A 25,486-nucleotide genomic window follows, 5' to 3' on the forward strand; every position below is an offset into this window, starting at 1 on the left:
GTAAACAGCCGGTTGCAGAAAGCAAAGCCGATGAGGGCTACTTCTTTGTAAAAACAGGCAAAACCCTACGCAAGATCCTGCTGGATGAGATGCTTTATTTTGAAGGAGAAAAAGAATACGCGCGCATGATTACCGGTGCCGAGGAGTTATTGATCTACCGCCGTTTAAAAGATATTGAAGAGCAGCTATTATCACCTTTTGTGCGGGTGCACAACTCTTATATCGTCAACACCAAATTGCTCAGTTAAATACAGGATAACCATATTTACATTGGCGATAAACAGATTCCGGTTAGTGAAAATTTTAGAAATAGTTTTATACCGGTAATAAAGGAGAGGATGTTTTAGGAGCCTTATTAAAACACACTTCATTGCAAGCGATAGCGTGGCAATCCCCTACTTACAGAGCCGCAGACAAATCTACCGAAGATTGCAACGTTGCTATAGTTCCTCGCAATAACACTTTTTTTTGACCATGTGAGTTACCTACGATTCCGTCAATTCTCCCCTTAGATCCTTTTCCAAACAGCGTTTTACCTCTTTAGGGTCATCAAGTTGGCCAAGCAGGTACATCATTTTGGTGACGGCTGCTTCGTAGGTCATATCGTAACCGTTGGCTACGCCGATGTCTTTAAGCTGTTTGCTGGTTTCGTAGCGGCCAAGCTCAACAGTACCCACTTTACATTGCGAAATATCAAGGATCACTTTGCCGTTATCGATAGCGTTTTTCAGCAGGTCGATAAACCATTGGTCGGTAGTGGTATTACCGGCGCCGAAAGTTTCCATTACAATACCGCGTACATCGGCACCTAAAATGGTTTCCACAACCTTAGGACTAATACCGGGATAAAGTTTTAGTACCGCTACATCGTTAACCAACGTGTTATGAATTTTCAACGGACCTGTTCCAGGTTCGCGGATGTCGTTCACGCTAAAACGCAGGTGCACGCCAGACTCGGCCAGTATTGGGTAATTTGGCGAGCGGAATGCTTCGAATTTTGATGAATTATATTTGAACGCGCGGTTACCACGAAACAGTTTGTAATCAAAATAGATACAAACCTCGGGCACACGCGATTTATCGTTCTTTTTAGCTTTTGCTATCTCTATCGAAGTCATCAGGTTTTCCTTTGCATCGGTACGTACCGCGCTGATGGGTAACTGCGACCCGGTGAAAATTACCGGCTTGTCCAGATTTTGCAGCATAAAGCTTAGCGCTGATGCAGTAAAAGCCATCGTATCCGATCCGTGTAATATTACAAAGCCGTCCACCTCGTCGTAATTGGCTTCTATAAGCGCGGCAAGTTCGGCCCAAACTTCGGGGTTCATGTTCGATGAATCGATGATATGCTCAAACGAGTGCACCTTAATTTTACAATTAAGCTTTTCCAGTTCGGGCACGTTATCCATTATCTGTTCAAAGTTGATGGGTACCAACGTTTTTGTAACAGGGTCGCTCATCATACCAATTGTCCCTCCGGTATAGATGATCAATATCTGGCTCATTTGGGTCAGGTTTATACTGTAAAATAATATATACTACACACCAAATATTGTTTTTGAATTTTGAGTGGTGATAGCTGCCACCTCTTCAATAGATACTTGGTATAGCTCCGCCACTTTTTGGGCTACGTAGGTTAAATAAGAGCTTTCGTTAGGTTTACCACGATACGGAACGGGTGTAAGGTACGGAGAATCAGTTTCTAAAACCACATGCTTTAAATCAATTTGTGGTAATATCTTGTCCAGGCCCCCATTTTTGTAAGTAACTACACCGCCTATTCCCAAATAAAAGCCCATTTCAGTGATTTTGTTGGCTTGCTCCAGCGTACCGGTAAAACAATGGAAAATGCCGCGCAGGTTCTCATCTTTACTATCCTGCAAAACCTGGTAAACCTCGTCGAACGCATCGCGGCAGTGGATCACTATGGGCATTTTCATGCTCTTTGCCCAATCTATCTGCAATTTAAACGCCTGGATCTGCTCGGTTAAAAAGGTTTTGTCCCAGTACAAGTCTATCCCAATTTCGCCAACGGCATACAACGGGTATTTATGTAACGATGCTACAATAAGCGATAGCTCGTGTTCCCAATCCTCCTTTACCGAACATGGGTGCAGGCCCAGCATCGCGTAACAGTTATCGGGATAAGCAGCCAGCAGATCAAACATCAGCGGTAGCGATGCGGCATCAACATTGGGTAAAAACAAACGGCTTACGTTACTATCCAGGCAACGCTGCATTAAAGCCGTACGCTTATCTGCCTGGGTTTCGTAATATAAATGGGTATGTGTGTCTGTAAATACCATGGCACAAAAGTAAGAAAGGGGCTTTCTATATTAATTTTTCTTTTTAGCTGAAGTTCGTTTTTTTAACGGCGCTCTTTTCTTTAACGGCGCTTTAGCTGCAGGTTTCACAGCATCGTGTTTAACCCTCACCACTTTTACCAGTTCTACATCAAATAGTAGTGTTGAGTATGGTTTGATATCAGCACCTGCACCACGCTCGCCATAAGCTAACGCCGATGGGATAATGAACGTTGCCTTAGAGCCTTCGTTAAGCAGAGCCAAACCTTCGTCCCAGCCTTTTATTACACGGCCGGCACCTAAAGCAAAGCTAATAGGCTCGTACGTGCGGCCCGGCTGGTTTAAGCCACCGGCTTTTGCATCAGCCTCTACACTGCTATCAAACGTTTTACCCTCTAATGTGCGGCCGGTATAGTTTACATATACGGTATCGCCATTAAGCGGTTTTGGTTTAATGCCTGCAGATCTAACCACGTAATGCAAACCAGACGGTGTAGTTTTAGCAACAAGGCCATGGGTTTTAATGTAGTTGGCCAAAGTTACCATTTCAGTCGCTTTAACTTTTTCGCCTTCGGCTTTAACCTTTTCCATAGCGGCATTACGCTCGGCCATGGCTTCTTCTAAAGTTTGCGAGCTAATGATTTTTAATTTAAAAACAATGTTGCCACCTTTTTTTAATATCGGGGGCATCTCGGTTTCGTGGCCTTTAAAAACAGAATCAACCGGCACTTTCACTATCGCGCTATCGTTAACCGACATCAGCGGGAAAATATCCATCAGGTCGGCAACATTGGTTGACGGGTGGATCTGCGTTTTTATTGGCTGCCCCTGCTTGTAGGTACTAAACAATACCGAATCGGCATCGGTTGCCTGGATAGCGTTAAACGTAATAACATTGTTCTGCTTTAGTTTTGCACCCGGGCTGCTGCTGATTATTTGATACTGCACACCCTTTGCGGTACGCTGAAACTGCGCGCTGGCCTTAAAGCCAAACAGGCAAAGTATTAAACCTAAAAAAATAGTACTCTTCATAATAAAAAAAGCCTCCCGGGTATTCTCCGGAAGGCTGTATAAGTTTTATAAATTATCTTGCTTGCGGTGGCATTGCCGGTTGTTGTAACGGTTTTGGCGCGTTAGGGTTAGCTTTGATGATCTGCACTACTTCTATATTGAAAGTTAGCGGTGCAAACGCACCAATACGTGGCGGGTAGCCCTGCTCGCCGTAACCAATGGCTGATGGTACTACAAAAGTTGCTTTAGCACCTTTGTTTAGCAATAGCAAACCTTCTTCCCATGCGCTAATTACGCGGCCTTCGCCAACAGGGATCTTAATAGGCTCGTATTTGCGGCGGGCATCGTAAATTTTAGGGTCGGTTTTGGCATCCTCTTTAACACTTGTGTCAAACAGTTTACCATTTAACAACCTGCCTGTGTAATTAACAATTGCAGTATCGCCTTTAACGATGTTAGCACCACTACCCGGGGTGTTAATTACGTATTGCAAGCCAGATGCTGTAACAGTAGCTTTAATTTTTTTATCGTCTACATACTTCTTGATCTTAGCCGGCTCTTGTTTTTTAATGATTTCGCTTTGTGCTTTAAAGTAATCGGTAACATGTGCCTGGAAAACCGGCTCTGTTTGGTTACCTCTTGGAATCACCTTTTCAACTTTGATTTCGTAAATAAGGTATTTACCTTTTATGCCCGCAGGCCTTGGAGCGCCTTTTTTAAACATCGAATCGATAGCTAACTTAACAGTCGCGCTATCACCTTCGCTTAGTAACGCGAATGCAGCAGAAACATCACCTTTACGAGGTTCTTTTTCCATTATCTGCGGTAAAGGACGGCCTAATTCGTAGGTACTGCCTAATACAGAATCGCCATCTGTTTTTAAGATAAGGTTAAGGCTGATAAAATCGCCTGGTTTAATGGTTGCGCCAGATTTATCTGTACGGATATTGTACAACATGCCACCTGCACCTTGTTTAAAACCACCTTTGCAACTTGCAAGCCCTAGTGCTGCAACTGCTATGATCATTAAGTTTTTTTTCATTTTGTTTGTTAGTTCTTATTGTAATAATAGTGTTTTATACTCGGGTAATATTGATTTAAATTTTGCTACGGTAGCCTCCATCGATTCGTCAGACTGGCCGCCTGCCGCATTGCGGTGGCCGCCCCCCTGGAAATACTTTTTACATATTTCGTTCGCCGGAAACTCATTTTTTGACCGTAAGGATAATTTAACCTTATCGTTGCGCTCTACTATAAAGGCCGCCAAATGTACGGTGGCAATTGAAAGTGCATAGTTAACAATTCCTTCGGTATCGCCGGTGTTTACATCAAATTTGGCAATATCGGTTTTACTAATGGCCATTATAGCTGTATTGTATTCGGGCAGTATCTCTAAACAGTTTGCAAGGCAATGGCCTAAAAAGCGCAAACGGTTTTCTGATGAACTACTGTATATTAATTCGTGGATGCGTGAGTTATTGGCGCCTGCATCAATTAAGTGGGCCGTAATACGGTGCACGGTTGATGTTGTATTTGGCAACCGGAATGATGCGGAATCTGTCATGATGCCTGTATACAAACAGGTAGCCACATCTTTATTAATCAATTCGGCATGCTGCAGCTGATCTGCAATAAAGGTGTAAACCAATTGCGCGGCAGCACATGCGTTGATATCCCAGTGGCGGTAATCGTCAAAATCTTCGGGTTCCAGGTGATGGTCTATCATCACTTTGTAGGCATTGCTTTCGCCAACCAGCGGGCCCATATCATTAATACGGCTCAGTGCGTTAAAATCAAGGCAAAAGATGATCTCTGCATCGGCAATTAGTTTGGCAGAAAGGTCGGGGTTTTCGGTAAAAATGATTACCTCCCCGTTGCCCGGCATCCAGTTTAAAAATTCGGGATAATCTGTAGGGGCAATTACTTTAGCGTGGTGCCCTTGCTGTATAAGGTAGTTATACATCCCTAATGACGAGCCCATAGCGTCACCATCGGGTTTATGATGGGTAGTAATTACAATTTTACGGGGCTGACTCAAAAGTTCAGTAAGCGAGGCTAAATCTAACATCAATTTTAAAAGATTTGCAAATCTAAGTAAATTTATTAAATACGTGTAGCATATTTATGGCAAAAGCTTTAAGTTTCAGTTATAAAACGCTACTTTTGCGCCTCTTTAATAATAAAAAGAATATCATACAATGGCAAATAACAGAACTTTTACAATGATAAAGCCCGATGCAGTTGCAAACGGCCACATTGGCGCTATTTTAGACCAGATAACCAAAGCTGGTTTTAAAATTGTAGCATTAAAATACACATCCCTTAGCGCAGAAAAAGCAGGCGAATTTTACGCGGTACATGCTGAGCGTGGTTTCTTTGCAGATCTTGTTGGCTTTATGTCATCAGGGCCTATCGTAGCAGTTATATTAGAAAAAGATAACGCAATCGAAGATTTCCGTAAACTGATCGGCGCCACAGACCCATCTAAGGCTGATAAAGGTACCATCCGTAACCTATTTGCAAAATCTATTGATGCAAACGCGGTACACGGTTCAGATTCTGACGATAATGCAGCGATAGAAGGCAACTTCTTCTTCTCGGCGTTCGAACGTTTCTAAGTTACTGACAGTCAATGAAAAAGCGCTTTGTAAATATTTTTTTTACAAAGCGCTTTTTTATTGGTGTTTTTCTTGCTAAATAACTATTTGTATGTATATTTACACATCCGGGTTACCAAACGCCTGAATATAAACGTAAATATCATGAAGTCACTAATTAAATATCTTATCTATTCTGTAGTTATTATAGGTATTATTGTTACTTCTATTAGTATTTTCAGGGACCATCCCGAGGCTCAGTTCGCGTTTATATTTCCGGGCATCTTCATGCTTGCGTTTTCGCAAATCATGGATGATAGTTTCCGTAATGTAAGCCACCGCTTACGTATAACCCGCGGCAAATAGTTAGCTAATTTTATAGAAATACGATATCGGCAACCAGTTCGGTTTTAACAAAATCATTTATTTTTTGAATTATTTGTTCGCGCATCATTACAAGTTCGTGTTTAATAACTGATGATTCTATCCGCAGAAACAATTTCTTATCTTTTATAAATAACTCCTTGGTACGGTTAGCTACCGATTTACCTACAATGTCAGGCCATAGGGTTACAATGGCCGTTTCGTCAAACTTTCGTTTTATTTTATAAACGTTAAGCATCTGCTCAATGGCTTCCTTAAGCGATTTATCGTTTGCTTTACGCATTTACGTTCCCTTCCGTTACTTTAAATAATTTCACCTCCACATTTATTTTCTCAAAGATCCCCTCTACCCTTGCGCTGCTTGTATCGGTGATTAATACCTGCCCAAAATCGTTGTTAGATACCATCTGCATCAATTTGGTAACACGGTTATCATCCAGCTTGTCAAAAATATCATCCAACAAAAGCAAAGGCTTAAACCCGTTTTTTTGGGTGAGGAAAGTGTACTGCGCCAGCTTCAACGCTATCAGGAAAGATTTTTGCTGCCCCTGCGACCCAAACTTTTTCATTGGCATACCATGGATGTTAAATTGCAGGTCGTCCTTATGGATGCCCATAGTAGTACGCTCCAATATCCGGTCGCGTTCCATGCTCTTCTTCAACAGGGCGGCAAAATCATCATTCAGCAATTGCGACTCATAATTTAACTGCACCTGTTCGGCATCCTCGCTAATGAACTGGTAGTGCCGGTTAAAGATGTCGGTAAATGCTTCCATAAACGCCCTGCGCTTTTCAAAGATGCGCTTGCCGGATACGATCAGCTGCTCATCAAAAACCGAAAGCAGTTCCGGGTCGTAACGGCCGGTATCGGCAATTTGCTTTAACAGCGCGTTGCGGTTGGCTAATACCTTATTATAAGCTATCAGTTCGTCCAGGTAGTGATGGTTGGTTTGCGAAATAACGTTATCAATAAATTTACGGCGCTCCTCGCTACCCTCTATAATAATACTGATATCATACGGGGAGATCATCACCAGCGGCAACAGCCCGATATGGTCGGCCAAACGCTGGTAGTCCTTTTTATTACGCTTGAATTGCTTTTTTTGGTTTCGCTTAACGCCGCAGGCCACCACCTCTTTGTTCCCGTTTTTTTGGAACACACCGTTGATCATGAAAAAATCGGCACCCTGCTTTATTTGCTGGGTATCTATCGGGTTAAAATAGCTCTTGCAAAGCGACAGATAATGAACCGCATCCAGCAGGTTGGTTTTACCCGCGCCATTATTACCCACAAAAGCATTCACCCCCTCGGAAAGCGAAATTTCGGCCTCGGTGTAGTTTTTAAAATTGATGAATGAGAGTTGCTGCAAATACATAAGCGGGGAGCAAATTTAGTGTTTTTTGGTTGGTTTATTAGTTCAAGGGTGCATTAGTTTAGAGACGCGATACTTCGTATCTATTAATGCAAGGATATTAATTATCAATACACGGGACATTAGTTTGTTGTGAGCATTTGTGTGATCGGTATATTCTGATACCCGAAGTATCGCGTTTCTACGGGCAGCAACAATGTATAGACGCGATATTTCGTATTTCTTTGCAGAAAGGCAATTTACAACCTATTTAACACTCCATTAACCGCTAATAACAAACCCTTTACCTATATCACAACTATCCAAAATTTAAATTTGCTAAAAAGATTGAAAACCGTATTTTTGCAATCTTAATTTTTAAATACAGATGTCAGTACCCGAGGTGAATACAAAAACTACAGCAGATAAAACAAGTGTTGTAAAGAGCGGTAGTTTTGTTCAGGAGAACCAAAAAAGCTTACTATTTATTGCAGCATCTATTGTTGTAATGATTTTTATTTACATAGCATACCTTAAACTTTACCTTGCACCAAGGGAAGTTACCGCTGCAAACCAAATGCACGTAGCGCAAGATTTTTGGGCTAAAAAAGATTGGGATAAAGCTATTAATGGCGATGCCGGTTACCCTGGTTTCAAAAAAATTATAACAGATTACAGCAACACTAAAGTTGCTAACCTTGCATACTTTTACTTAGGCACTGCTTACTTAAACAAAGGCGAATACCGCCAGGCAATTGATAATCTTACCAACTACCGTGGCGATGACAATATGGTTGCTGCCGAGGCTTTAGGAAACACGGGTGATGCTTATGTTGAATTGAAAGATTTAGAAAAAGCTGAAACTTACTTCAAAAAAGCTGCTGATAAAGCAAGCAATAAATTTCTTACCCCGTTTTACCTGAAAAAGCTGGGCCTGGTTTACGAAGCTAAAAAAGACAACAAAGCTGCTGCCGATGCTTACAAAAAGATTAAAACTGATTACTTTGACAGCGCCGAAGCACAAAACATTGACGAGTATATTGCACGTGTTGACACGAAGTAATTAACCCGATACTACAAAACACAATAATGCCTGCCTCAAAAGCAGGCATTATTTATTTAAACCAATTTCTATCTTTACCGATACGTATGGCTACTCAATTAAAAAACCTGTCAGATTTTTCAACCTCGAGCGAGATCCCATCAGCCGAAGGCTATAGCTTTGGCATTGTAGTTGCCGAGTGGAATGCCGAAATAACCAACGCATTGTACCAAGGTGCTTATGATAGCCTGATAAAATACGGCGCCAAGCCAGAGAATATCCATTCGTACCCCGTACCGGGAAGCTTTGAATTAACCAGCGGTGCCGAGCTTTTATTAAAAAACAAAAAGCTGGACGCGGTAATAACCTTGGGGTGTGTAATACAGGGCGAAACCCGCCACTTTGATTTTATTTGTGCCGCGGTTGCAAATGGCGTAACTAATGTTGCCATAAAATATTCAAAACCTGTTATATTTGGTGTGTTAACTACTGATAATCAGCAACAGGCAATTGACCGCAGTGGCGGCAAACATGGCAACAAAGGCGACGAAGCCGCTGTTACTGCCATTAAGATGGCCAAACTGAACGAAACCTTAATTGGATAAAACCGTATAAACAACAAGTTAAACAAGCACATGAAAAAGATTTTATACATAGCACTTTTCGCACTGGCTTTAGGCAGCATGGCTTCATGCTCTAACAAATTATGCCCTGCATACGGTTCGTACCCTAACCACCGCTAACACAGCCATTTATCATTTTATCCCCTTTAGCCTAAAACTAAAAAGCAGTTTTACATTATTTTTACGATTGAACAGGCACTATATATTACCTTTGTTTTATGGAATGGATATCGTTGGACACGGCAGATCAGATAGATAATATTAAACAGCAAGCGGGCTACAGCTTAATTTTTAAACACAGCACCCGTTGCTCTATCAGTATGATGGCTAAAAGGCGTTTTGAGATGGACTGGGAAAACCTGCCATCAGATATGCCACTTTACTTTTTAGACCTGATCAAACACCGCGACCTATCTGCCAAAGTAGCAGAAGACTTTTCGGTTCACCACGAGTCGCCGCAGATGCTATTGATAAAAGATGGCGAATGTGTGCTCGATCAATCGCACGGCTCTATCTCGGTTGATGAGGCCATGAGTGTGGTTTCTTAAGAGAGTCAAGATTTTTAGAGTCAGGAATCAAGACTGAAAATATATACGATCCGCAGGAGTTATCCTGCGGATTTTTTATGGCCTCCACCCTACTTTCAAAACCGCGCGACACTGCGATGAGCGATAGCGAGGTGGCAATCTTCGATAGACTTGTCTGCGGCTTTGTAAGTAGGGGATTGCCACGCTATCGCCCACAATGACGGGATCTAATAAAGCAATGACGGTTGGGGTAGATGCACAATCCCCCTTATTATCGTTTCTGCGTAATATTCCTTTCCATACGGGATGCACCTAATTGCTTTTTACCTATTTTTGTAACATGATAGATTTGCCAGTAGTACCCGCCAACCAACCTCAGCGCAAGCCCGATTGGTTAAGGGTTAGGCTTCCGGTAGGGAAGGAATACGCCCACGTACGTGGTTTGGTTGACGAACATAAGCTGCACACCATCTGCGAAAGCGGCAATTGCCCTAATATGGGCGAGTGCTGGGGGGCCGGTACAGCTACGTTTATGATACTGGGTAATATTTGTACCCGCTCGTGCTCTTTCTGCGCGGTAGCAACCGGCAGGCCCCTTGCTGTGGATACTGACGAGCCGAACCGGGTAGCCAATTCGGTAAAACTGATGCAGGTTAAACATTGCGTGATTACTTCGGTAGACCGCGATGATATTAAAGACGGTGGTTCTATCATCTGGGCCGAAACCATCAACTCAATCCGTCGCGAAAGCCCGGATACCACTCTTGAAACTTTACTGCCCGATTTCCGTGGCATTTGGGATAATCTTGATCGTGTTTTAGAAACCCGCCCCGAAGTTGTATCCCATAATTTAGAAACCGTACGCCGCTTAACCCGCGAAGTACGTATCCAGGCAAAATATGACCGTAGCCTTGAGGCACTAAAACGCACATCGGCTACCGGCCTGCGCACCAAATCTGGCATTATGCTTGGCCTGGGCGAAAAAGAAGCGGATGTACTGGAAGCAATGGACGATTTGCTGGAAGCTGGCGTACACATCCTTACTTTAGGCCAGTACCTGCAGCCAACCCGTAACCATCACCCGGTAATTGATTGGATCCACCCGGACCAATTTGCCATTTACAAGGAATGGGGATTGAAAAAAGGTTTCAGGTATGTAGAAAGCGGCCCGCTGGTGCGCTCATCTTACCATGCCGAAAAACATTTGTTTGAAATGTAAGTTTTCCTTTATATCTTCATCGAGTTGAGCTCCAAACGTAAAATATCATTATCCGAAGAGGAATTAGTCCTTGCATTGCGCAACCGTGAAAAAATCGCGGTTGAGGCATTGTACGATATGTATTCCGCATCATTATTTGGTGTTATCTCACGCATCATCACAGATGAGGCCATCGCCGAAGATGTTTTACAAGAAACTTTCGTAAAAATCTGGCACTCGTTTTCGGGCTACAGCGCCGAAAAAGGGCGTTTATTTACCTGGATGGTAAACATCGCACGCAATTTAGCTATAGACAAGGTTAGATCGAAGGATTTTAAAAACCAGAGCAAAAACCATGAGCTTGAAAATAACGTAACTTTTATTGACGAACAAAGAAATACAGTTTATAAGCCTGAGTTGTTGGGCATCAGGGAATTAGTATCTACCCTAAAACCCGAGCAAAAGTCGATCCTCGACCTTGTGTATTTTAAAGGTTACACCCACGTGGAAGCCGCCGAAGAACTTGGCGTACCGCTGGGCACCATTAAAACAAGATTAAGGATGGGCATACTGCAACTCAGAAAACATTTTAATGAATAGTGGAAAACGTTAAGGAATATATCGAATCAGGCATCTTAGAACTTTATGTTCTGGGTGACATCAGCGCTACTGAAAAAGCGCAGGTGGAGGAGATGGCTGCGAAATATCCGGAGATAAGTGCTGAAATCATAGAAATAGAAAGATCAATTGAGTTTTATGCCGAAGAGCATGCCGTTGAACCATCAGAAAACTTGCGCGCCAAAGTATTGAACAGCTTGCTGGTTAACCTGGGCGATGATAATACCTTCTTAAAAGCAAAAACACACCAGGATGATGACAACGTACGTAGCTTATCTGCCGCACGTGTAACTAGTTTTTATAAATACTCCTTTGCTGCCTGCCTTACCTTATTATTAATAAGTATTTATGGCCTGGTGAACTTGTACAGCAAACTGCAGGAATCAAATACACAGCTTAGCGCTTTACAAACAGATAAAGTTCGTATAGCTAACCAGGTTAGCCTGCGCGACAACGAATTACAGGTTTACCGTGATACTGCTTTTAAAGTTTTAAAACTTAAAGGCACTGCCAAAGCCCCTGCAGCCGCCATGGTTTTAGCATGGAATTCGATTAGTAAAAAGGTTATGGTAGCTGTAGCAAGCGTGAAGCTGCCACAGCACGATGAGAAACACCAGTACCAACTATGGGCGCTTGTAAATGGCAAACCTGTAGATATGGGTGTGTTCGACCAGCCAAAGGCAGATACCGTAGGTGTAAAGGAAATGAAAGCCATTGCATCAGCACAGGGGTTTGCTGTAACGCTTGAACCAAACGGTGGTAGTATTAACCCAAGCATGGATCAAATGGTGGTTATCGGCACATTTTAACGAGATTTTAAGATATTTTTAAAGCCGCTTTGCAATGTGCAGAGCGGCTTTTTTGTTAAAGTTTTGTTAAAAAGCAGGCTTTTTATAAAACAATTGAATATTTAGCGTTGTTAATGTAACTAATGTATGGCTCGCACGTCATATATACAGTTAGTTAGAAGTATATAGTTCTTTATAAGATCAGTTAATAGTTTAAAAAGCGAGTGTTTGATACTGACACTCGCTTTTTTTATGCCTTTAATTTTGCCATTGTAACCGGCAACTGGGTAATAATTTTGGTAGGTAATACCACATTTAACCTGTTGGGCAAAGCTAACTCATCGCCCGCCTTACCATGAATATATACGCCTAATGTACACGCATCCTTTGGCGAATATTTTTGCGCTAACAGTGATATGATGATTCCTGTAAGCACATCTCCCATCCCACCCGTAGCCATAGCCGCGTTCCCTGTCGAATTAAAATATAGTTTTCCATCCGGAGTAGCAGTAATGGTATAATCGTTTTTAAGGATGATGTAAATGCCTAACTCTTTTGCCTTTGCTTTAGCCGTTTGCAGGCGTTGCCACCAGTTGGTATGTTTCCCAAACAGGCGGTCAAACTCTTTCATGTGCGGGGTAATGATACTCCCGGCAGGGATTTTTTTTAGCAAGTTTTGATTTTCTGACAGTACGTTCAGCGCATCCGCATCTATCACAACGGGTTTATTGTAGTTTTTAAATATAGCTTTCAGCAGTTTTAAAGTACTCGGTTCCTGGCCTAAACCCGGGCCAATGGCAATAGCACTAAATTTATCCCATTCGATTTCCGGTAGCTTAATTTCAGAACGCACCAAAGCCATCACTTCGGGCATAGAACTATTTAAGGCAACCAATCCGCTTTGCGGGATGCACGCTGTGGTTAACCCCGCTCCTGCATGCGCACAGGCAGATGCTGAGAGCAATGCCGCACCCATGGTTTCATACTTACCGGCTATGATCAGCGCATGTCCATATGTGCCTTTATTACTAAAGCGATGGCGTGGTTTAATGAGTTGCTTTGCATCCTTTTCTTCTACGAGATAGTAAGGCGTATCAACCGAGTTGATAAAATCCTCATCTAAACCAATCTTCACTACTTCGCAGCAATTGATATACGAGCGGCTCTCGGGTAGCAGGAAATTAAGTTTTGGTTGCTGAAAGGTGATCACCAGGTCGGCATTTAAAACGGTGGCATCTTTGGGGATCTCACCATCGGCGTAAAAACCGGTGGGCACATCAACGGCTACCACGGTTTTGCCAAGGCTGTTAAGGTAGTCGGCCAATATTTTGTAATCGCCGGCGAGGGGTTTATTAAGCCCACTCCCCAGCATGGCGTCAATAATTATCTCGGCTTGTTCTAAGGGCGTTTTAGAGCCGTTTTCAATCTCCTTTATGGTGATTTTTGTCGCTTTTAAACGCTTAAAATTTACGTTAAAATCGTCGCTGGACTTATCGCTAAACCGGCAAATTTTCACATCAATATTGCAGTAACCATGGTTGCACAAAATGCGGGCAATGGCTAAACCGTCGCCGCCATTATTGCCCGTGCCACAGTAAACAGCAATGGTTTGCTTCTTATCCTGAAAATGATTGATAAACCAACCCACAAAGGCTTTACCGGCCCGCTCCATCAGGTCGACAGAGCTAATAGGCTCATTAGCTATAGTATAAGCGTCAGCTTCGCGAATTTGCTTTGATATGAATAAAGGTAGCATATATCCTAAAGATAGGATTTATGGTTTTGTTTTGGGAGAATTAATAATGATCGTTTTTATTATCAGAACCATCAATTCTTACTTTAATTTCATTTATAAGATGATTTTTTATAGCGTTAACCACTTCTGACAATTGATTAATAGAAAATGATTCTTCATATTTTTTTTCTCTATTATAAATTGACTTTAAAAAAATTTCATCTTGTGAACCCGTTGCCATTATATTTAAATCGTAACCATAGTGCCTAAAGTCAATATTTAAATAAATGCAAAAATCAATTGGAATTTCTGCTCCGTTTAAACTAAAAAGCTTGTATTCCCAACCAATATTTTTTACATCATTTTCGTAAATATCAATGCCAAATATTTTCTTTTTACCTAAGTTATTTAAAATACCATTGACTTCAGATGCAGTCAGGTGCCAATCTGGATCTGATATTTGATGGCTATTGTTTACACTGCAGAAAATTTGAAATTCATTAAATAATTCTTTGAAATGGCCTAATGTCTGCTTAATTCTTTCCCATAATTCCGTTTCAATTATCCTATAGGTATTATAAAGTACTTTTGGCGATTTAGGCTTGCCTTTTATAGAGCCCTTTGCTTTTAAAAGTTGTATTTCTTTTACGAAATCGTCCTCTTCCTCAATTTCTTTCCCTTCTATCGTATCAAGCGTGATTTGCAACGAGCGCACAAGTAAGCCTGCCATAAAATCATTAAACAGGTTTGTATCGCCGCCGTAACTTTGGATATCGGTTAAATATTTGTAATAGTTTTTCTTTTCAGTTTCTTTAATATAAAGTGGCGGGTAGCCGTATGATATCAATATGAGGTTAGTAAAAATACGTGCGGTACGGCCATTACCATCATAAAAGGGATGGATATTAAGATAATCTAAATGAAATTTTAAGGCTAACGATACGGGATGAATTGCTCCTTTTTGATCACGTGCTATTTTTTCCTTTTCATCATTTGTCCAATTAACCAATTCATGCATTCGTTGCGATACATGGTCATGTGGTACAAAATCGTAACGTTCGCCCTCGTTATTATACATGTAGTTATCTGCATTTTTCCACTGGCCAATATATTTTTGATTTTCCGGATTTTCCTCATACATAATACCTGTATGAATTTCTTTTATCCGGCTTTCAGACATGTTAAGTTCGCCTTTACCCATTCTCATGATAGTGCTGACCACCTTATCATGATTTTTCATTTCCTGGATATCTTTTAACGGCTTACCATTAACATCAATAGCATCAATCATAACCGTGCGTGTTTCACGCTTGGTTAACGAATTACCTTCCATGCTGTTAGAGGTGTAGTTCCACTCTAACCGTAACTTGTAGTTTATCTTATTAAGCAACGCCACAGGTATCGCGCCATGCTGTGCAATAGCAGCCTGAAGATCGCTCATTTGTTGTAGCTTTTCTATATAGCTCATTGCTTAAATTTACAAGTAATATCGATACTTTACTTTATCTTCATTTCTTTTTTCAAGAATTGGCCGGTAAAGCTATCCTTCACCTTGCATAGGCCCTCCGGTGTGCCGCTGAACAGGATCTTACCACCGCCCGAGCCACCTTCGGGGCCAAGGTCAATAACGTGGTCTACCACCTTAATCACGTCCAGGTTATGCTCGATAACCAATACCGAGTTGCCCTTATCTACCAGTTGATTAATTACCCCAAGCAATACGTTAATATCCTCGAAATGCAGGCCAGTGGTTGGTTCATCTAATATATAGAAAGTGTTACCGGTGTCTTTTTTACTTAGTTCGGTTGCCAGTTTTACACGCTGTGCCTCACCGCCGGATAGGGTTGTTGATGACTGCCCTAAGGTGATATAACCCAAACCAACATCAAACAAGGTTTTAACCTTACGGTAAATGGACGGGATGTGCTCAAAGAACGGTGTTGCATCCTCAATACTCATATCCAGCACATCGCTAATGGATTTACCCCGGTAGCGTACTTCCAGTGTTTCGCGGTTGTAGCGGCGGCCGCCACATTCTTCGCAGGGCACCTGTACATCCGGCAGGAAATTCATTTCTATCACCTTTTGACCCGCACCCTGGCAGGTTTCGCAACGGCCACCTTTTACGTTGAACGAGAAACGGCCCGGTTTGTACCCGCGAATCCTCGACTCGGGCAGCGCCACAAACAGGTTACGGATGTCCGAGAACACTCCCGTATAAGTAGCCGGGTTTGAACGCGGCGTACGGCCAATAGGCGTTTGGTCTATCTCTATTACTTTATCAATATGTTCAAGTCCCTCTATCTTATCGTAAGGCAAAGGCACCTTTTTAGCACGGAAGAAGTGATGGTTTAATATTGGGTACAAGGTTTCGGTGATCAGGCTTGATTTACCACTACCGGATACACCCGTTACCCCAATCAGTTTACCCAATGGAAAATCGACAGAAACTTTCTTAAGGTTATGCCCTGTAGCCTTTTTAAGCGACAAGGTTTTACCATTTCCCTCGCGGCGCTTTTCGGGGATGGCAATTTCACGCTCGCCGTTGATGTATGATGTGGTAAGCGTATGGTGTGCCATTAGCTCGGCAGGGGTGCCCTGTGCTACGATTGTACCACCGTGTACACCGGCAGCCGGGCCCATGTCAATCACGTGGTCTGCTTCCAGTATCATATCCTTATCGTGCTCCACAACTAAAACGGTATTACCCAGGTCGCGCAGGTTTTTAAGGGCATTAATCAGTCGTTCGTTATCACGCTGGTGCAGGCCGATGCTTGGCTCATCCAGAATGTACATTACATTCATCAACTGCGAACCTATTTGTGTAGCCAGCCTAATGCGCTGCGCCTCGCCACCCGAAAGGGTTTTGGCGGTGCGGTCTAAAGTCAAATAACTTAAACCCACATCCAGCAAAAAGCCAATACGTGCGCGAATCTCTTTCAAGATTTCTTTGGCAATTACATTCTGGCGTTCGTTCAGCCTGTCTTCCAGGCCGGTGTACCACTTATTAAGTGTGGTGATATCCATACAGGCCAGTTCGAAGATGTTCTTCCCGTCGACCTTAAAGTGCAGCGATTCTTTCTTTAAACGTGCGCCATCACAAACGGGGCAGGTACGCAATACACGATAGTTTTCCATATCGTCCATACCTTCGTCGTTGCGGCGTTCCTGCTGCTCTTCCAGCATCCTTATGATACCATCAAACGTAACCTGGTAGTTTTGCACGTTCCATTTATTGTATTCTACGGCAACGGTTATCATATCCGGCGTGCCGTTCAATATCATATCCAGCTGCTCGCGGGTAAGTTTATCTATTGGGGTAGATAGCGAGAACTCATACTTTTTAGCCAGTGCCTTCAACACCTGGAAGATCCAGGTTTCGCGGTACTCGCCAATAGGTGCAAGTCCGCCGTTTAGGATGCTTAGCTTAGAATTTGGCACTACCGATGCTTCATCAACCTCGAAGATATACCCTAAACCATTACACTTTCCGCAAGCGCCATATGGCGAGTTAAACGAAAAAGTATTTGGCTGAGGCTCATCATACGAGATGCCCGAAACCGGGTCCATCAGGTATTTACTAAAGTAGGCTACGTTATTGTCTTTATCGCCAATACGGATGATACCCTTGGCAATTTTTAATGCCGATTGTACCGAGGTATATAACCTTTTGCTATCGGCTTCGCTCACCACTAAACGGTCAACCACAATATCAATATCGTGGATCTTGTAACGGTCTACCTGCATTTTGGCTTCCACATCGGCAATGGCGCCATCTATGTAAACCTTTAGGTAGCCCTGCTTGCGAATCTGCTCAAAAAGTTCGCGGTAATGGCCTTTGCGGGCCTTTACCACGGGTGCCAAAATATTAATCGGCTGCCCGTCAAACTTATCAAAAATGGTTTTCAGGATCTGCTCCTCGCTCATGCGTTCCATCTTCTCGCCTGTGGTGTAGCTGTAAGCATCACCTGCGCGGGCAAAAAGCAAACGCATAAAATCGTAGATCTCGGTAATGGTACCAACCGTGCTGCGTGGGTTTTTACTGGTGGTTTTTTGCTCGATTGCAATTACCGGGCTGAGGCCCGATACCTTGTCCACATCAGGCCGCTCCATCCCACCCATAAACTGGCGCGAGTAGGCCGAAAATGTTTCCATATAACGGCGCTGCCCCTCGGCATAAATGGTATCGAAAGCTAATGACGACTTGCCGCTGCCACTCAATCCGGTTATAACAACCAGCTTATTGCGCGGGAAAGAAACATCTATATTTTTTAAATTATGTACTCGGGCACCATAAACTTCAACTTCACTTTGCTCGCCCAGATCTAACGTTTTTTCACTCATATATTTTTCAGAAAACAAGACAGTTACGGCATAGTTTGCACTTGCCGCGTAATTACTAAAAAAGTTCGCAAATATACGCAAAACCGACGGCGATTTATAGCAAAGCACTAATGCAGAAAATAGTAGCTGTGTAAAATTTAAAAAACGGGAAGGCTTTTTGGTACGGTAAACAAGGCTTGAGCTAATGCTTTCCGGTGTAGCGGTACGCCTTACTACAGCGCCACCCCCTCAATCAAAAGCATGTTTTCGACAGAACTGTTTTTTAATTCCATGCTTTTTAATCGCCTTGGATCATTTTTATATCATTCAAAATCGGCTTTGCTGTTAAACGTTACCAAATGCACCTCGCAAGGTAGTTGACGGTTGATTTTTATAAACGCGTTTTGTGCAGGTATTAACCGGTAAACCAGCTGGCCATTATGCCCTTTTTGAAGCGGTATCACCTCGTCTTCAAACGTATAAAGCTCTTGTTCATGCCCCGGTTTTATAAAAATCAATTGTGTGTAATAGATTATAGGGCCAGCGTTCGAACAATAATTTTTACTTATCTTCCATAAGATATAATCTTAAGCCTGTTTAAGCAAATTTAAATGTTGCAAAAACGCCTTAACAGCCGCTAATGCAAAAAAAGCCACCCCAACAGGGATGGCTTTTTGAATGTGCTCCGTAATATTAAATTACTTTAATTGTTGTGTGCAACTAAAAACGGCATTGGCTTTTGCATATAGCTATAAAAGTTTTTATAACCATATTTAGCAGGCTTATTGATGATCTCTTTCATTGCAACAAGCTTGTAAACGTACGAACCGGTTTCGCGATTAAGTGTCATGCGGAAATAGTTGTCCTCATTTTGCTTGTTCATGGCGCGTTCCAGTTTAATAGAACCGTTATTGTAAGCAGCAGCGGCCAATGTCCAGCTGTTAAACTCACCGTACAGTTCCTTAATGTACTTGCAGGCAGCTATGGTAGATTTACGCAAATTTAAGCGGTCATCTTTACCCTTGCCAACCTTTAAACCGTAGGTGCGTGCGGTACCAGGCATAAACTGCCATACACCACGTGCGCCTTTGGGTGATGTACCTTCGCACAAGCCCGATTCTACTAACGGTACGTACTTAAAATCTTCGGGGATCCCGTAGGCTTTTAAGATAGGTTCTATGATAGGGAACATCTTGTCGGCTTTAGCATGTAAAACGTTCGATTGAACTGTTTTGTACCCGTGCTTTGATATTGATTTTTTTAATTTAAAATCTACTCTTTTGTCGTTTACAGGCAGTGCTTCGTTCGCAAAATTATACGCCACTTCGGCATCATTAACAGTGTGGTTAAAAATGTAATTTGAAGGTGTATTAATAATAATTTTTGGGGTAAAAACGGGGTCTGTACTGTAAATGTTAAGTCTGGAAATGATAACCAGCACCAGGATTACGGAGCACGTAATTAAGTGTTTTTTTGTCATTTCAATTCTAATCATTAATTATACTTTTTGGTATGATATAATGCAAAGGTATGTTATATTAATCAGATTGTCAAACACTTACTTAAAGCTTAGTGTTTTGATAATTTTAAACCAGTGCCAAAATCGTGGTTTAAAACGGTTTAAACGTACTTTTTGAGCCCGATTAAAAAGTTGCTTTTTTGGTTTAAAAGTTGTACTTTTGACCCTCACGCTGCGAAAGCGCAAAACAAAAAATTATGGTATTTAAACGACCAGCAGGTAGTCGCGACGACAGGCCGAACAACTCTCAAAACCGCTCGAAAAGTGGTGGCGAAAACGGCAAAAGACCATCATCATCCTCTACAGGAAAATCATTCGGCGCAGGCCGCACAGATGGCAAAAAAAACTTCTCGGTAGATAAACGCGAATCTACCTACTCAAAACCCAAAACCGGTAAACCAGATACTGAAGGCACCGACAGGCCTAAGAAAGCCTATGGCCAGCCCTCATCATTTAGCGGTGGCGATAAAAAAGCATTTGTACCAAAAGGCCGCCCATATACCGGCAGGCCCGCAGATAACGACCGCCCTAAACGCAGTTTCGGCGGCGATGCACCACAAGGCGACCGTAAAAGTTTTACCCCGCGCGATAAGCCTTATAGCGGCCGCACACCGGGTGGCGATAGCGAAGGCGGTAGCACTTTCCGCAAACCAGGCTTAGGCCCGGCATCATACGGCCCACGCAAAAACCCTGTTGCCGGTGATAAACCATTTAATAGACGACCCGCCGGTACCGATGGCTCAGGCGGACCAAAGAAAAGCTTTGGTGAGAAAAAATTTAACAATACCCGTGGAGGCGTAAAAGATTTTCCGAGTACTTCAACAGGTTTACGCAAACGCGAAGGTGATGATGCCCCGGCAAAACCTACCATGCGTGGCCGTAAAAACCCGGTTGTTAAACCTAAAGACGACGGCCTGATACGCCTTAACCGTTATATTGCCAATGCAGGTATCTGTAGTCGCCGTAAGGCCGATGAACTGATCGCTGCAGGTGTGGTATCGGTAAACGGCGAGGTGATCTCTGAACTGGGCCACAAGGTTGACCCGCTTAAAGACCTGGTACGTTACAACGGCGAGGCTTTAAAACGCGAAAAAAACGTTTACGTATTGCTTAATAAACCAAAAGACTACATTACTACTACGGACGATCCTCAGGAACGCCGTACCGTTATGCACCTGGTAGAAAAAGCCAGCCGCGAACGCATTTACCCTGTTGGCCGCCTTGACCGTAACACAACCGGTTTAATATTGATGACCAACGATGGCGACCTTGCCGATAAACTTTCTCACCCCCGTAACAGTGTTACTAAACTTTACCTGGTAGAGCTTAACAAAGCACTTAGCCAGGGCGATCTGAATAAGATCGAATTTGGTGTAGAGCTTGAAGATGGTGTGATTAAACCTGACAGCGTATCGTATGTAACGGGTGGTACAAAAAAAGAGATCGGCATCCAGATCCATAGCGGTAAAAACCGTGTTGTGCGCCGCATCTTCGAATCGCTTGGTTACGATGTTGTAAAACTCGACCGCTCGGTTTATGCCAACCTTACCAAAAAAGATCTTCCGCGTGGCCGCTGGAGATACCTTGATGAGAAGGAAGTGATACAATTGAAGCATTTGATAAAATAAGATCAGAATATACGTAATATTAAAAGGCGCCTTTTGGCGCCTTTTTTTGTTTAGCTTGGTTCGACGAATATTATAATGTGGCGACGCGATACTTCCCGTCTCCCTCCTTAAGGGCTTCCATACAAATATTATTAAAATATTTGTGCTCATTATTATTGGCTTAAGTGTTTATTATCAACTTATTAAAACATCAAATCGCGTTATGGGTTACTAATTTATATTTATTGATGTTGCTAATTAAACTTTCGGCACGTAATTAACTCTACATTATACAAATACTAGAAAGACACACAACATGAAAAAATTATTCTTAATAACCGCACTTGTTGCTACCACCTTTGGGGCATTCGCACAAAACGCAGACCTGCGCCGTAAAATTGAAGTTACCGGCATTGCCGAGCAAGAGGTTACGCCCGATATTATCAACGTATCTATCTCTTTAAAAGAGTACATGAACGGTAAAACCAAAGTGACCATTTCTACCCTGGAAAAACAATTAGAAAAAGCGGTTGCCGAAGCCGGTATTGCCAAAGAGGATTTTACCATCAACAGCCTATCATCATGGAATTACCAGACCGAGAAAAAGAAAAACCCGGACTTTTTAGCCAGCAAACAATACGGCATCAAATTTCGCGATCTGAATAAATTTGACCAGATCTTAAGCAAGGTTGATGCTAAAGGCATCCAGAGCACAAACATCGATAGCTACGATTATTCTAAGATCAACGATATTAAAAACGCCCTTAAACTGAAAGCTTTGATAGCTGCCCGTGATAAAGCAGCTTTTTTAGTGAGCGGCCTTGGCGATAAATTGGGCAGCGTGCTAAACATTACAGAAAGCGATAACAGCAGTTTCCCGCAGCCACGTAACGTAATGTTTATGTCAAAAGCAGCAAGCGCTGATGTAGCGCCGGTATCTGACATCGATGTGCGTAAGATCAAACTGAGTTTCCAGATCAACGCCATTTTCGAAATAAAATAATTAACCCTGTATATTAAAGCGGCCCTGAGTAATCGGGGCCGCTTTTGTTTTGGGGCTACGGCAAACATTTATTTTACAGGCATGTTATTATAAAAAATAAATTTACCCTTATGAAAACGTTAAAATATTTTGCCATCGTTATTTTATTATCAGCATCGGTAACTGCTTGTAAAGATAGCGGCAGCAAGGCTCTAGGCGGCTCGGCAGATACCGTAGCCAAGTTGGGAACCGGCGATCCAAACAATACCCGGGCGGCTGATTCAACAAAAACGGACAGCCTTAACAAAGGCAATGCCGACCCAAGCGGCCGCGGCGCAAGCGATACCTTAAACGCGCGACCAATTCATTAACAGTTGCTTATAACTATAATATTGCTTGTAGTTTGTTAATATAGAATATACATTTTATATTCGTGTCCCTTAACTGTTTGAGCATGATACGTACACGTTCTAAAAAAGTACTTTTGGTTGCCCCGCAAGCTTTCCCCGACCAGCTACTGGCCGAGTACGATAACGTGAAACATATTTTTGCCATTACCTCGATATTCCCGGAAATGCACGAAACAAAACCCGATGTGATCCTGTTTGACCATGCGCACATGGCAGGCAACCTGGAACGCATATTACGCCGCCTGCAAACCAACCCTTTTTATAAGCACATTAAAATTTGCTGCTACAAGCGTAACGAAAGTATCACTGCCGATGCCACGCTTAAAGTTTTGGGTGTTGATCATATGATCTATCATGCCGATCTGCAAAAAACTTCCAAAAGTAATGTCGCGCTAAACGCCATCAACAATCTGGTGAACGCTTCGTTATTGAGGTTGATGGCCGGGGTGGTATAAGTGTTCACTGGTTCATTAGTTGATTGGTGCATTAGCGTTGTGCCCTGCAATTCTCAACCTCCAGAATTTTCAGCCTTCTCGATTTTTGAATTTTGACTTGTGAATTTTTACTTACATCTCTCCTATCAATCATTTTACATACGGGTAACACTTTTACAACAAATTGCTGTTAAACTTGTATGTTCATTATCAGTGCTAAAAACATAACATTGGTGAGGGCTTAAAGCGTATCACACAAAATGAAAATAGGAATAGTTTGTTATCCCACCTTCGGCGGAAGCGGGGTTGTTGCTACAGAGTTAGGTAAAGCCCTTGCAGACCGCGGGCACCAAATTCACTTTGTTACCTACAACCAACCTGCGCGCCTCGATTTTTTCTCCGAAAACCTTTTTTACCACGAAGTATCGGTATCGCAATACCCATTGTTTGATTACCCACCGTATGAACTGGCCCTTGCCAGCCGCCTGGTAGACGTGGTAAGGTTTGAGAAACTGGACCTGCTGCACGTACACTACGCTATTCCCCATGCATCTGCAGCGTTTATGGCAAAGCAAATCCTGGCAACTTACGGCATTTCTATTCCGTTCATCACTACGCTGCACGGTACCGATATTACTTTAGTTGGGCAGGATAACACCTATAAACCGGTGGTTACCTTCTCCATTAACCAAAGCGATGGCGTAACCGCGGTATCTGAGCATTTAAAAAACGACACCTATAAATATTTTAAGATAGAGAAGGACATTAAAGTGATCCCCAACTTTATCGACCTTACACGTTTTAGCCTTAAACCGAAGGATCACTTTAAAAAAGCCATCGCCCCTAATGGCGAAAAGGTTTTGGTGCATACTTCTAACTTCCGTAAGGTAAAACGTACCGAAGATGTGGTAAAGATGTTTGCCAAAGTGATAGAGAAGATCCCGGCTAAATTATTAATGGTTGGCGATGGCGGCGAACGCTCTTTATGTGAACGCCTTTGCCGCGACCTGGGCATTAACGAGCATGTACGCTTTTTAGGCAAGCAGGATGCCATCGAAGAGATCCTATCGGTAGCCGACCTGTTCCTGATGCCGTCACAGTCCGAAAGTTTTGGTTTGGCAGCATTAGAAGCTATGGCCTGCAAAGTTCCTGTTATCAGCAGTAACGCGGGCGGTTTGCCAGAGCTAAACATAGAAGGTGTTACCGGCTTTTTACTGGATATTGGCGATGTTGACGGCATGGCCGAGAAAGCAATCTATATTTTAGAGGATGAGGACAGGCTTAACCAATTTAAAGAAAACGCTCTTAAACGCGCTAAAGAACTGGAGCTTGCCAACATTATGCCACTGTACGAAAACTTCTACAAAGAAGTGATAGAAAAGAATAAACTGGAAGTTGCTAAATGCAGCAATAAATAATGTAACATAATTATAACCTTTTGGCCTGATTTGTGTTTATACACCAATCAACATATATTATAATAAGAAATAACATGAAAAAGATATTCCAAACAACCATTGCCATTTTAGCTGTTGCCTTTATTTTCTCGGCTTGTTCAACACCGAAGCAAACAAACGCGGGTACTACAACATCTGCAAATGTGTCTCGAGGTAAATTTACCGGCACATGGACGCTTACTAACGTAAGCTATGACGGCCTTTTACCAGGCGCTGTACAAAACGTGTTTGACCAGGCATCGCCAAAGGATTTTGTAGGCAGCACCTGGAAATTTACTAATAGCGGTAACGGTATTTATACCTTACAAAGCGGCGCGTCGCAACCCATATTCTGGTCGGTGTTTAACGGTGGCAGCACCGGTACGCAGTTCCAGTTCAAAAAACTTTACCAAGGCGATAAAGCCAAAAACGTAGCCGAAGGTTACCGTTTAGATATTGGCAATATAGACAATGCCAACATGACCTTACGCTCACCTGTACCAATTGGTAACAGCGGCAAAGGTTACATCGTTTACTCGTTTACCAAAGCCCAGTAGATAAAGTAAAAATTCAAAATCTTTAACTAATAAATGCAAG

The 25,486-nt window shown here is 42.6% G+C and carries 27 protein-coding genes; 15 read left to right on the forward strand and 12 right to left on the reverse strand.

From position 1 onward, the window contains the following. Positions 1–77: 77 nt before the first annotated feature. Entirely contained in the window at positions 78–248 is a 171-nt protein-coding gene (locus NAF17_RS16525; protein WP_256474549.1) for a LytTR family DNA-binding domain-containing protein, read from the forward strand. A gap of 237 nt (positions 249–485) precedes the next feature. Here NAF17_RS16525 and NAF17_RS16530 read toward each other — a convergent pair whose 3' ends face one another. From NAF17_RS16530 to NAF17_RS16550, 5 genes are read right to left on the reverse strand one after another with little or no spacing between them, the layout of a single operon-like run. Continuing rightward, complete coding sequence (locus NAF17_RS16530) at positions 486–1,505, reverse strand: asparaginase (RefSeq protein WP_252759128.1); 1,020 nt, start codon at positions 1,503–1,505, stop codon at positions 486–488. Positions 1,506–1,538: 33 nt separating this feature from the next. Then, on the reverse strand, positions 1,539–2,306 hold the full coding sequence (locus NAF17_RS16535; RefSeq protein WP_252759129.1) for a TatD family hydrolase: 768 nt from the start codon (positions 2,304–2,306) through the stop codon (positions 1,539–1,541). A gap of 30 nt (positions 2,307–2,336) precedes the next feature. After that, positions 2,337–3,335 (reverse strand): FKBP-type peptidyl-prolyl cis-trans isomerase, encoded by a 999-nt coding sequence (locus NAF17_RS16540; protein WP_252759130.1) that lies wholly within the window; start codon positions 3,333–3,335, stop codon positions 2,337–2,339. Positions 3,336–3,387: 52 nt separating this feature from the next. Then, complete coding sequence (locus NAF17_RS16545; protein ID WP_252759131.1) at positions 3,388–4,356, reverse strand: FKBP-type peptidyl-prolyl cis-trans isomerase; 969 nt, start codon at positions 4,354–4,356, stop codon at positions 3,388–3,390. 15 nt (positions 4,357–4,371) lie between these two features. Next, complete coding sequence (locus NAF17_RS16550; RefSeq protein WP_252759132.1) at positions 4,372–5,382, reverse strand: DHH family phosphoesterase; 1,011 nt, start codon at positions 5,380–5,382, stop codon at positions 4,372–4,374. Positions 5,383–5,512: 130 nt separating this feature from the next. Here NAF17_RS16550 and NAF17_RS16555 point away from each other — a divergent pair, with 130 nt between their 5' ends. Further along, positions 5,513–5,932, forward strand: coding sequence for a nucleoside-diphosphate kinase (locus tag NAF17_RS16555; protein ID WP_252759133.1), 420 nt, complete (start codon positions 5,513–5,515; stop codon positions 5,930–5,932). 144 nt (positions 5,933–6,076) lie between these two features. Continuing rightward, positions 6,077–6,277, forward strand: coding sequence for a hypothetical protein (locus NAF17_RS16560; protein WP_252759134.1), 201 nt, complete (start codon positions 6,077–6,079; stop codon positions 6,275–6,277). Between the two features lie 10 nt (positions 6,278–6,287). Here the strand turns inward: NAF17_RS16560 and NAF17_RS16565 are convergent, their stop codons facing one another. Together NAF17_RS16565 and recF are read right to left on the reverse strand one after the other, a co-directional pair. After that, on the reverse strand, positions 6,288–6,578 hold the full coding sequence (locus NAF17_RS16565; protein ID WP_252759135.1) for a DciA family protein: 291 nt from the start codon (positions 6,576–6,578) through the stop codon (positions 6,288–6,290). After that, the gene (gene recF, locus NAF17_RS16570; protein WP_252759136.1) at positions 6,571–7,671 is read right to left on the reverse strand and encodes a DNA replication/repair protein RecF; all 1,101 of its coding nucleotides are present in this window, start codon (positions 7,669–7,671) and stop codon (positions 6,571–6,573) included. Before recF ends, NAF17_RS16565 begins: the two co-directional genes overlap by 8 nt. 364 nt (positions 7,672–8,035) lie before the next feature. On the opposite strand from recF, the gene NAF17_RS16575 reads away from it, so the two are divergent. The 6 genes from NAF17_RS16575 to NAF17_RS16600 all read left to right on the forward strand — a co-directional run bounded on the left by NAF17_RS16575 (position 8,036) and on the right by NAF17_RS16600 (position 12,464). Further along, positions 8,036–8,710, forward strand: a complete 675-nt coding sequence (locus tag NAF17_RS16575; protein ID WP_252759137.1) for a tetratricopeptide repeat protein — start codon at positions 8,036–8,038, stop codon at positions 8,708–8,710. 86 nt (positions 8,711–8,796) lie between these two features. Beyond that, on the forward strand, positions 8,797–9,294 hold the full coding sequence (gene ribH / locus NAF17_RS16580; protein ID WP_252759138.1) for a 6,7-dimethyl-8-ribityllumazine synthase: 498 nt from the start codon (positions 8,797–8,799) through the stop codon (positions 9,292–9,294). 236 nt (positions 9,295–9,530) lie between these two features. After that, complete coding sequence (gene ytxJ / locus NAF17_RS16585) at positions 9,531–9,860, forward strand: bacillithiol system redox-active protein YtxJ (protein ID WP_252759139.1); 330 nt, start codon at positions 9,531–9,533, stop codon at positions 9,858–9,860. A gap of 319 nt (positions 9,861–10,179) precedes the next feature. Then, positions 10,180–11,058, forward strand: coding sequence for a lipoyl synthase (lipA, locus tag NAF17_RS16590; protein ID WP_252759140.1), 879 nt, complete (start codon positions 10,180–10,182; stop codon positions 11,056–11,058). Positions 11,059–11,082: 24 nt separating this feature from the next. Then, positions 11,083–11,637, forward strand: coding sequence for an RNA polymerase sigma factor (locus NAF17_RS16595; protein ID WP_252759141.1), 555 nt, complete (start codon positions 11,083–11,085; stop codon positions 11,635–11,637). Next, a complete protein-coding gene (locus NAF17_RS16600) occupies positions 11,637–12,464 on the forward strand; it encodes an anti-sigma factor (protein WP_252759142.1) in 828 nt (275 codons plus the stop codon). Before NAF17_RS16595 ends, NAF17_RS16600 begins: the two co-directional genes overlap by 1 nt. Positions 12,465–12,693: 229 nt before the next feature. Here NAF17_RS16600 and NAF17_RS16605 read toward each other — a convergent pair whose 3' ends face one another. From NAF17_RS16605 to NAF17_RS16625, 5 genes are all read right to left on the reverse strand, one after another. Continuing rightward, positions 12,694–14,199 carry an NAD(P)H-hydrate dehydratase gene (locus tag NAF17_RS16605; RefSeq protein ID WP_252759143.1) on the reverse strand — a complete coding sequence of 502 codons (1,506 nt, stop codon included), beginning with the start codon at positions 14,197–14,199 and terminating at the stop codon, positions 12,694–12,696. Between the two features lie 40 nt (positions 14,200–14,239). After that, the gene (locus tag NAF17_RS16610) at positions 14,240–15,646 is read right to left on the reverse strand and encodes a Fic family protein (RefSeq protein ID WP_252759144.1); all 1,407 of its coding nucleotides are present in this window, start codon (positions 15,644–15,646) and stop codon (positions 14,240–14,242) included. 29 nt (positions 15,647–15,675) lie between these two features. Then, positions 15,676–18,522 (reverse strand): excinuclease ABC subunit UvrA, encoded by a 2,847-nt coding sequence (gene uvrA / locus NAF17_RS16615; RefSeq protein WP_252759145.1) that lies wholly within the window; start codon positions 18,520–18,522, stop codon positions 15,676–15,678. A 302-nt stretch (positions 18,523–18,824) separates the two neighbouring features. Beyond that, a complete protein-coding gene (locus NAF17_RS16620) occupies positions 18,825–19,019 on the reverse strand; it encodes a hypothetical protein (protein WP_252759146.1) in 195 nt (64 codons plus the stop codon). A 185-nt stretch (positions 19,020–19,204) separates the two neighbouring features. Continuing rightward, the gene (locus tag NAF17_RS16625; RefSeq protein ID WP_252759147.1) at positions 19,205–19,981 is read right to left on the reverse strand and encodes a lytic transglycosylase domain-containing protein; all 777 of its coding nucleotides are present in this window, start codon (positions 19,979–19,981) and stop codon (positions 19,205–19,207) included. Positions 19,982–20,217: 236 nt separating this feature from the next. Here NAF17_RS16625 and NAF17_RS16630 point away from each other — a divergent pair, with 236 nt between their 5' ends. The 6 genes from NAF17_RS16630 to NAF17_RS16655 all read left to right on the forward strand — a co-directional run bounded on the left by NAF17_RS16630 (position 20,218) and on the right by NAF17_RS16655 (position 25,446). Beyond that, positions 20,218–21,648 (forward strand): pseudouridine synthase, encoded by a 1,431-nt coding sequence (locus NAF17_RS16630; protein WP_252759148.1) that lies wholly within the window; start codon positions 20,218–20,220, stop codon positions 21,646–21,648. Positions 21,649–21,943: 295 nt separating this feature from the next. Beyond that, complete coding sequence (locus NAF17_RS16635; protein ID WP_252759149.1) at positions 21,944–22,630, forward strand: SIMPL domain-containing protein; 687 nt, start codon at positions 21,944–21,946, stop codon at positions 22,628–22,630. A 110-nt stretch (positions 22,631–22,740) separates the two neighbouring features. Beyond that, positions 22,741–22,980, forward strand: a complete 240-nt coding sequence (locus tag NAF17_RS16640) for a hypothetical protein (protein WP_252759150.1) — start codon at positions 22,741–22,743, stop codon at positions 22,978–22,980. Positions 22,981–23,063: 83 nt separating this feature from the next. Next, complete coding sequence (locus tag NAF17_RS16645) at positions 23,064–23,474, forward strand: hypothetical protein (protein WP_252759151.1); 411 nt, start codon at positions 23,064–23,066, stop codon at positions 23,472–23,474. A gap of 239 nt (positions 23,475–23,713) precedes the next feature. After that, positions 23,714–24,871 (forward strand): N-acetyl-alpha-D-glucosaminyl L-malate synthase BshA, encoded by a 1,158-nt coding sequence (bshA, locus tag NAF17_RS16650; protein WP_252759152.1) that lies wholly within the window; start codon positions 23,714–23,716, stop codon positions 24,869–24,871. A 74-nt stretch (positions 24,872–24,945) separates the two neighbouring features. Then, complete coding sequence (locus tag NAF17_RS16655; protein WP_252759153.1) at positions 24,946–25,446, forward strand: hypothetical protein; 501 nt, start codon at positions 24,946–24,948, stop codon at positions 25,444–25,446. The last annotated feature ends 40 nt before the right edge of the window (positions 25,447–25,486 follow it).

The sequence above is a fragment of the Mucilaginibacter aurantiaciroseus genome (genome assembly GCF_024055595.1).
GTDB classification, from domain to species: domain Bacteria; phylum Bacteroidota; class Bacteroidia; order Sphingobacteriales; family Sphingobacteriaceae; genus Mucilaginibacter; species Mucilaginibacter aurantiaciroseus.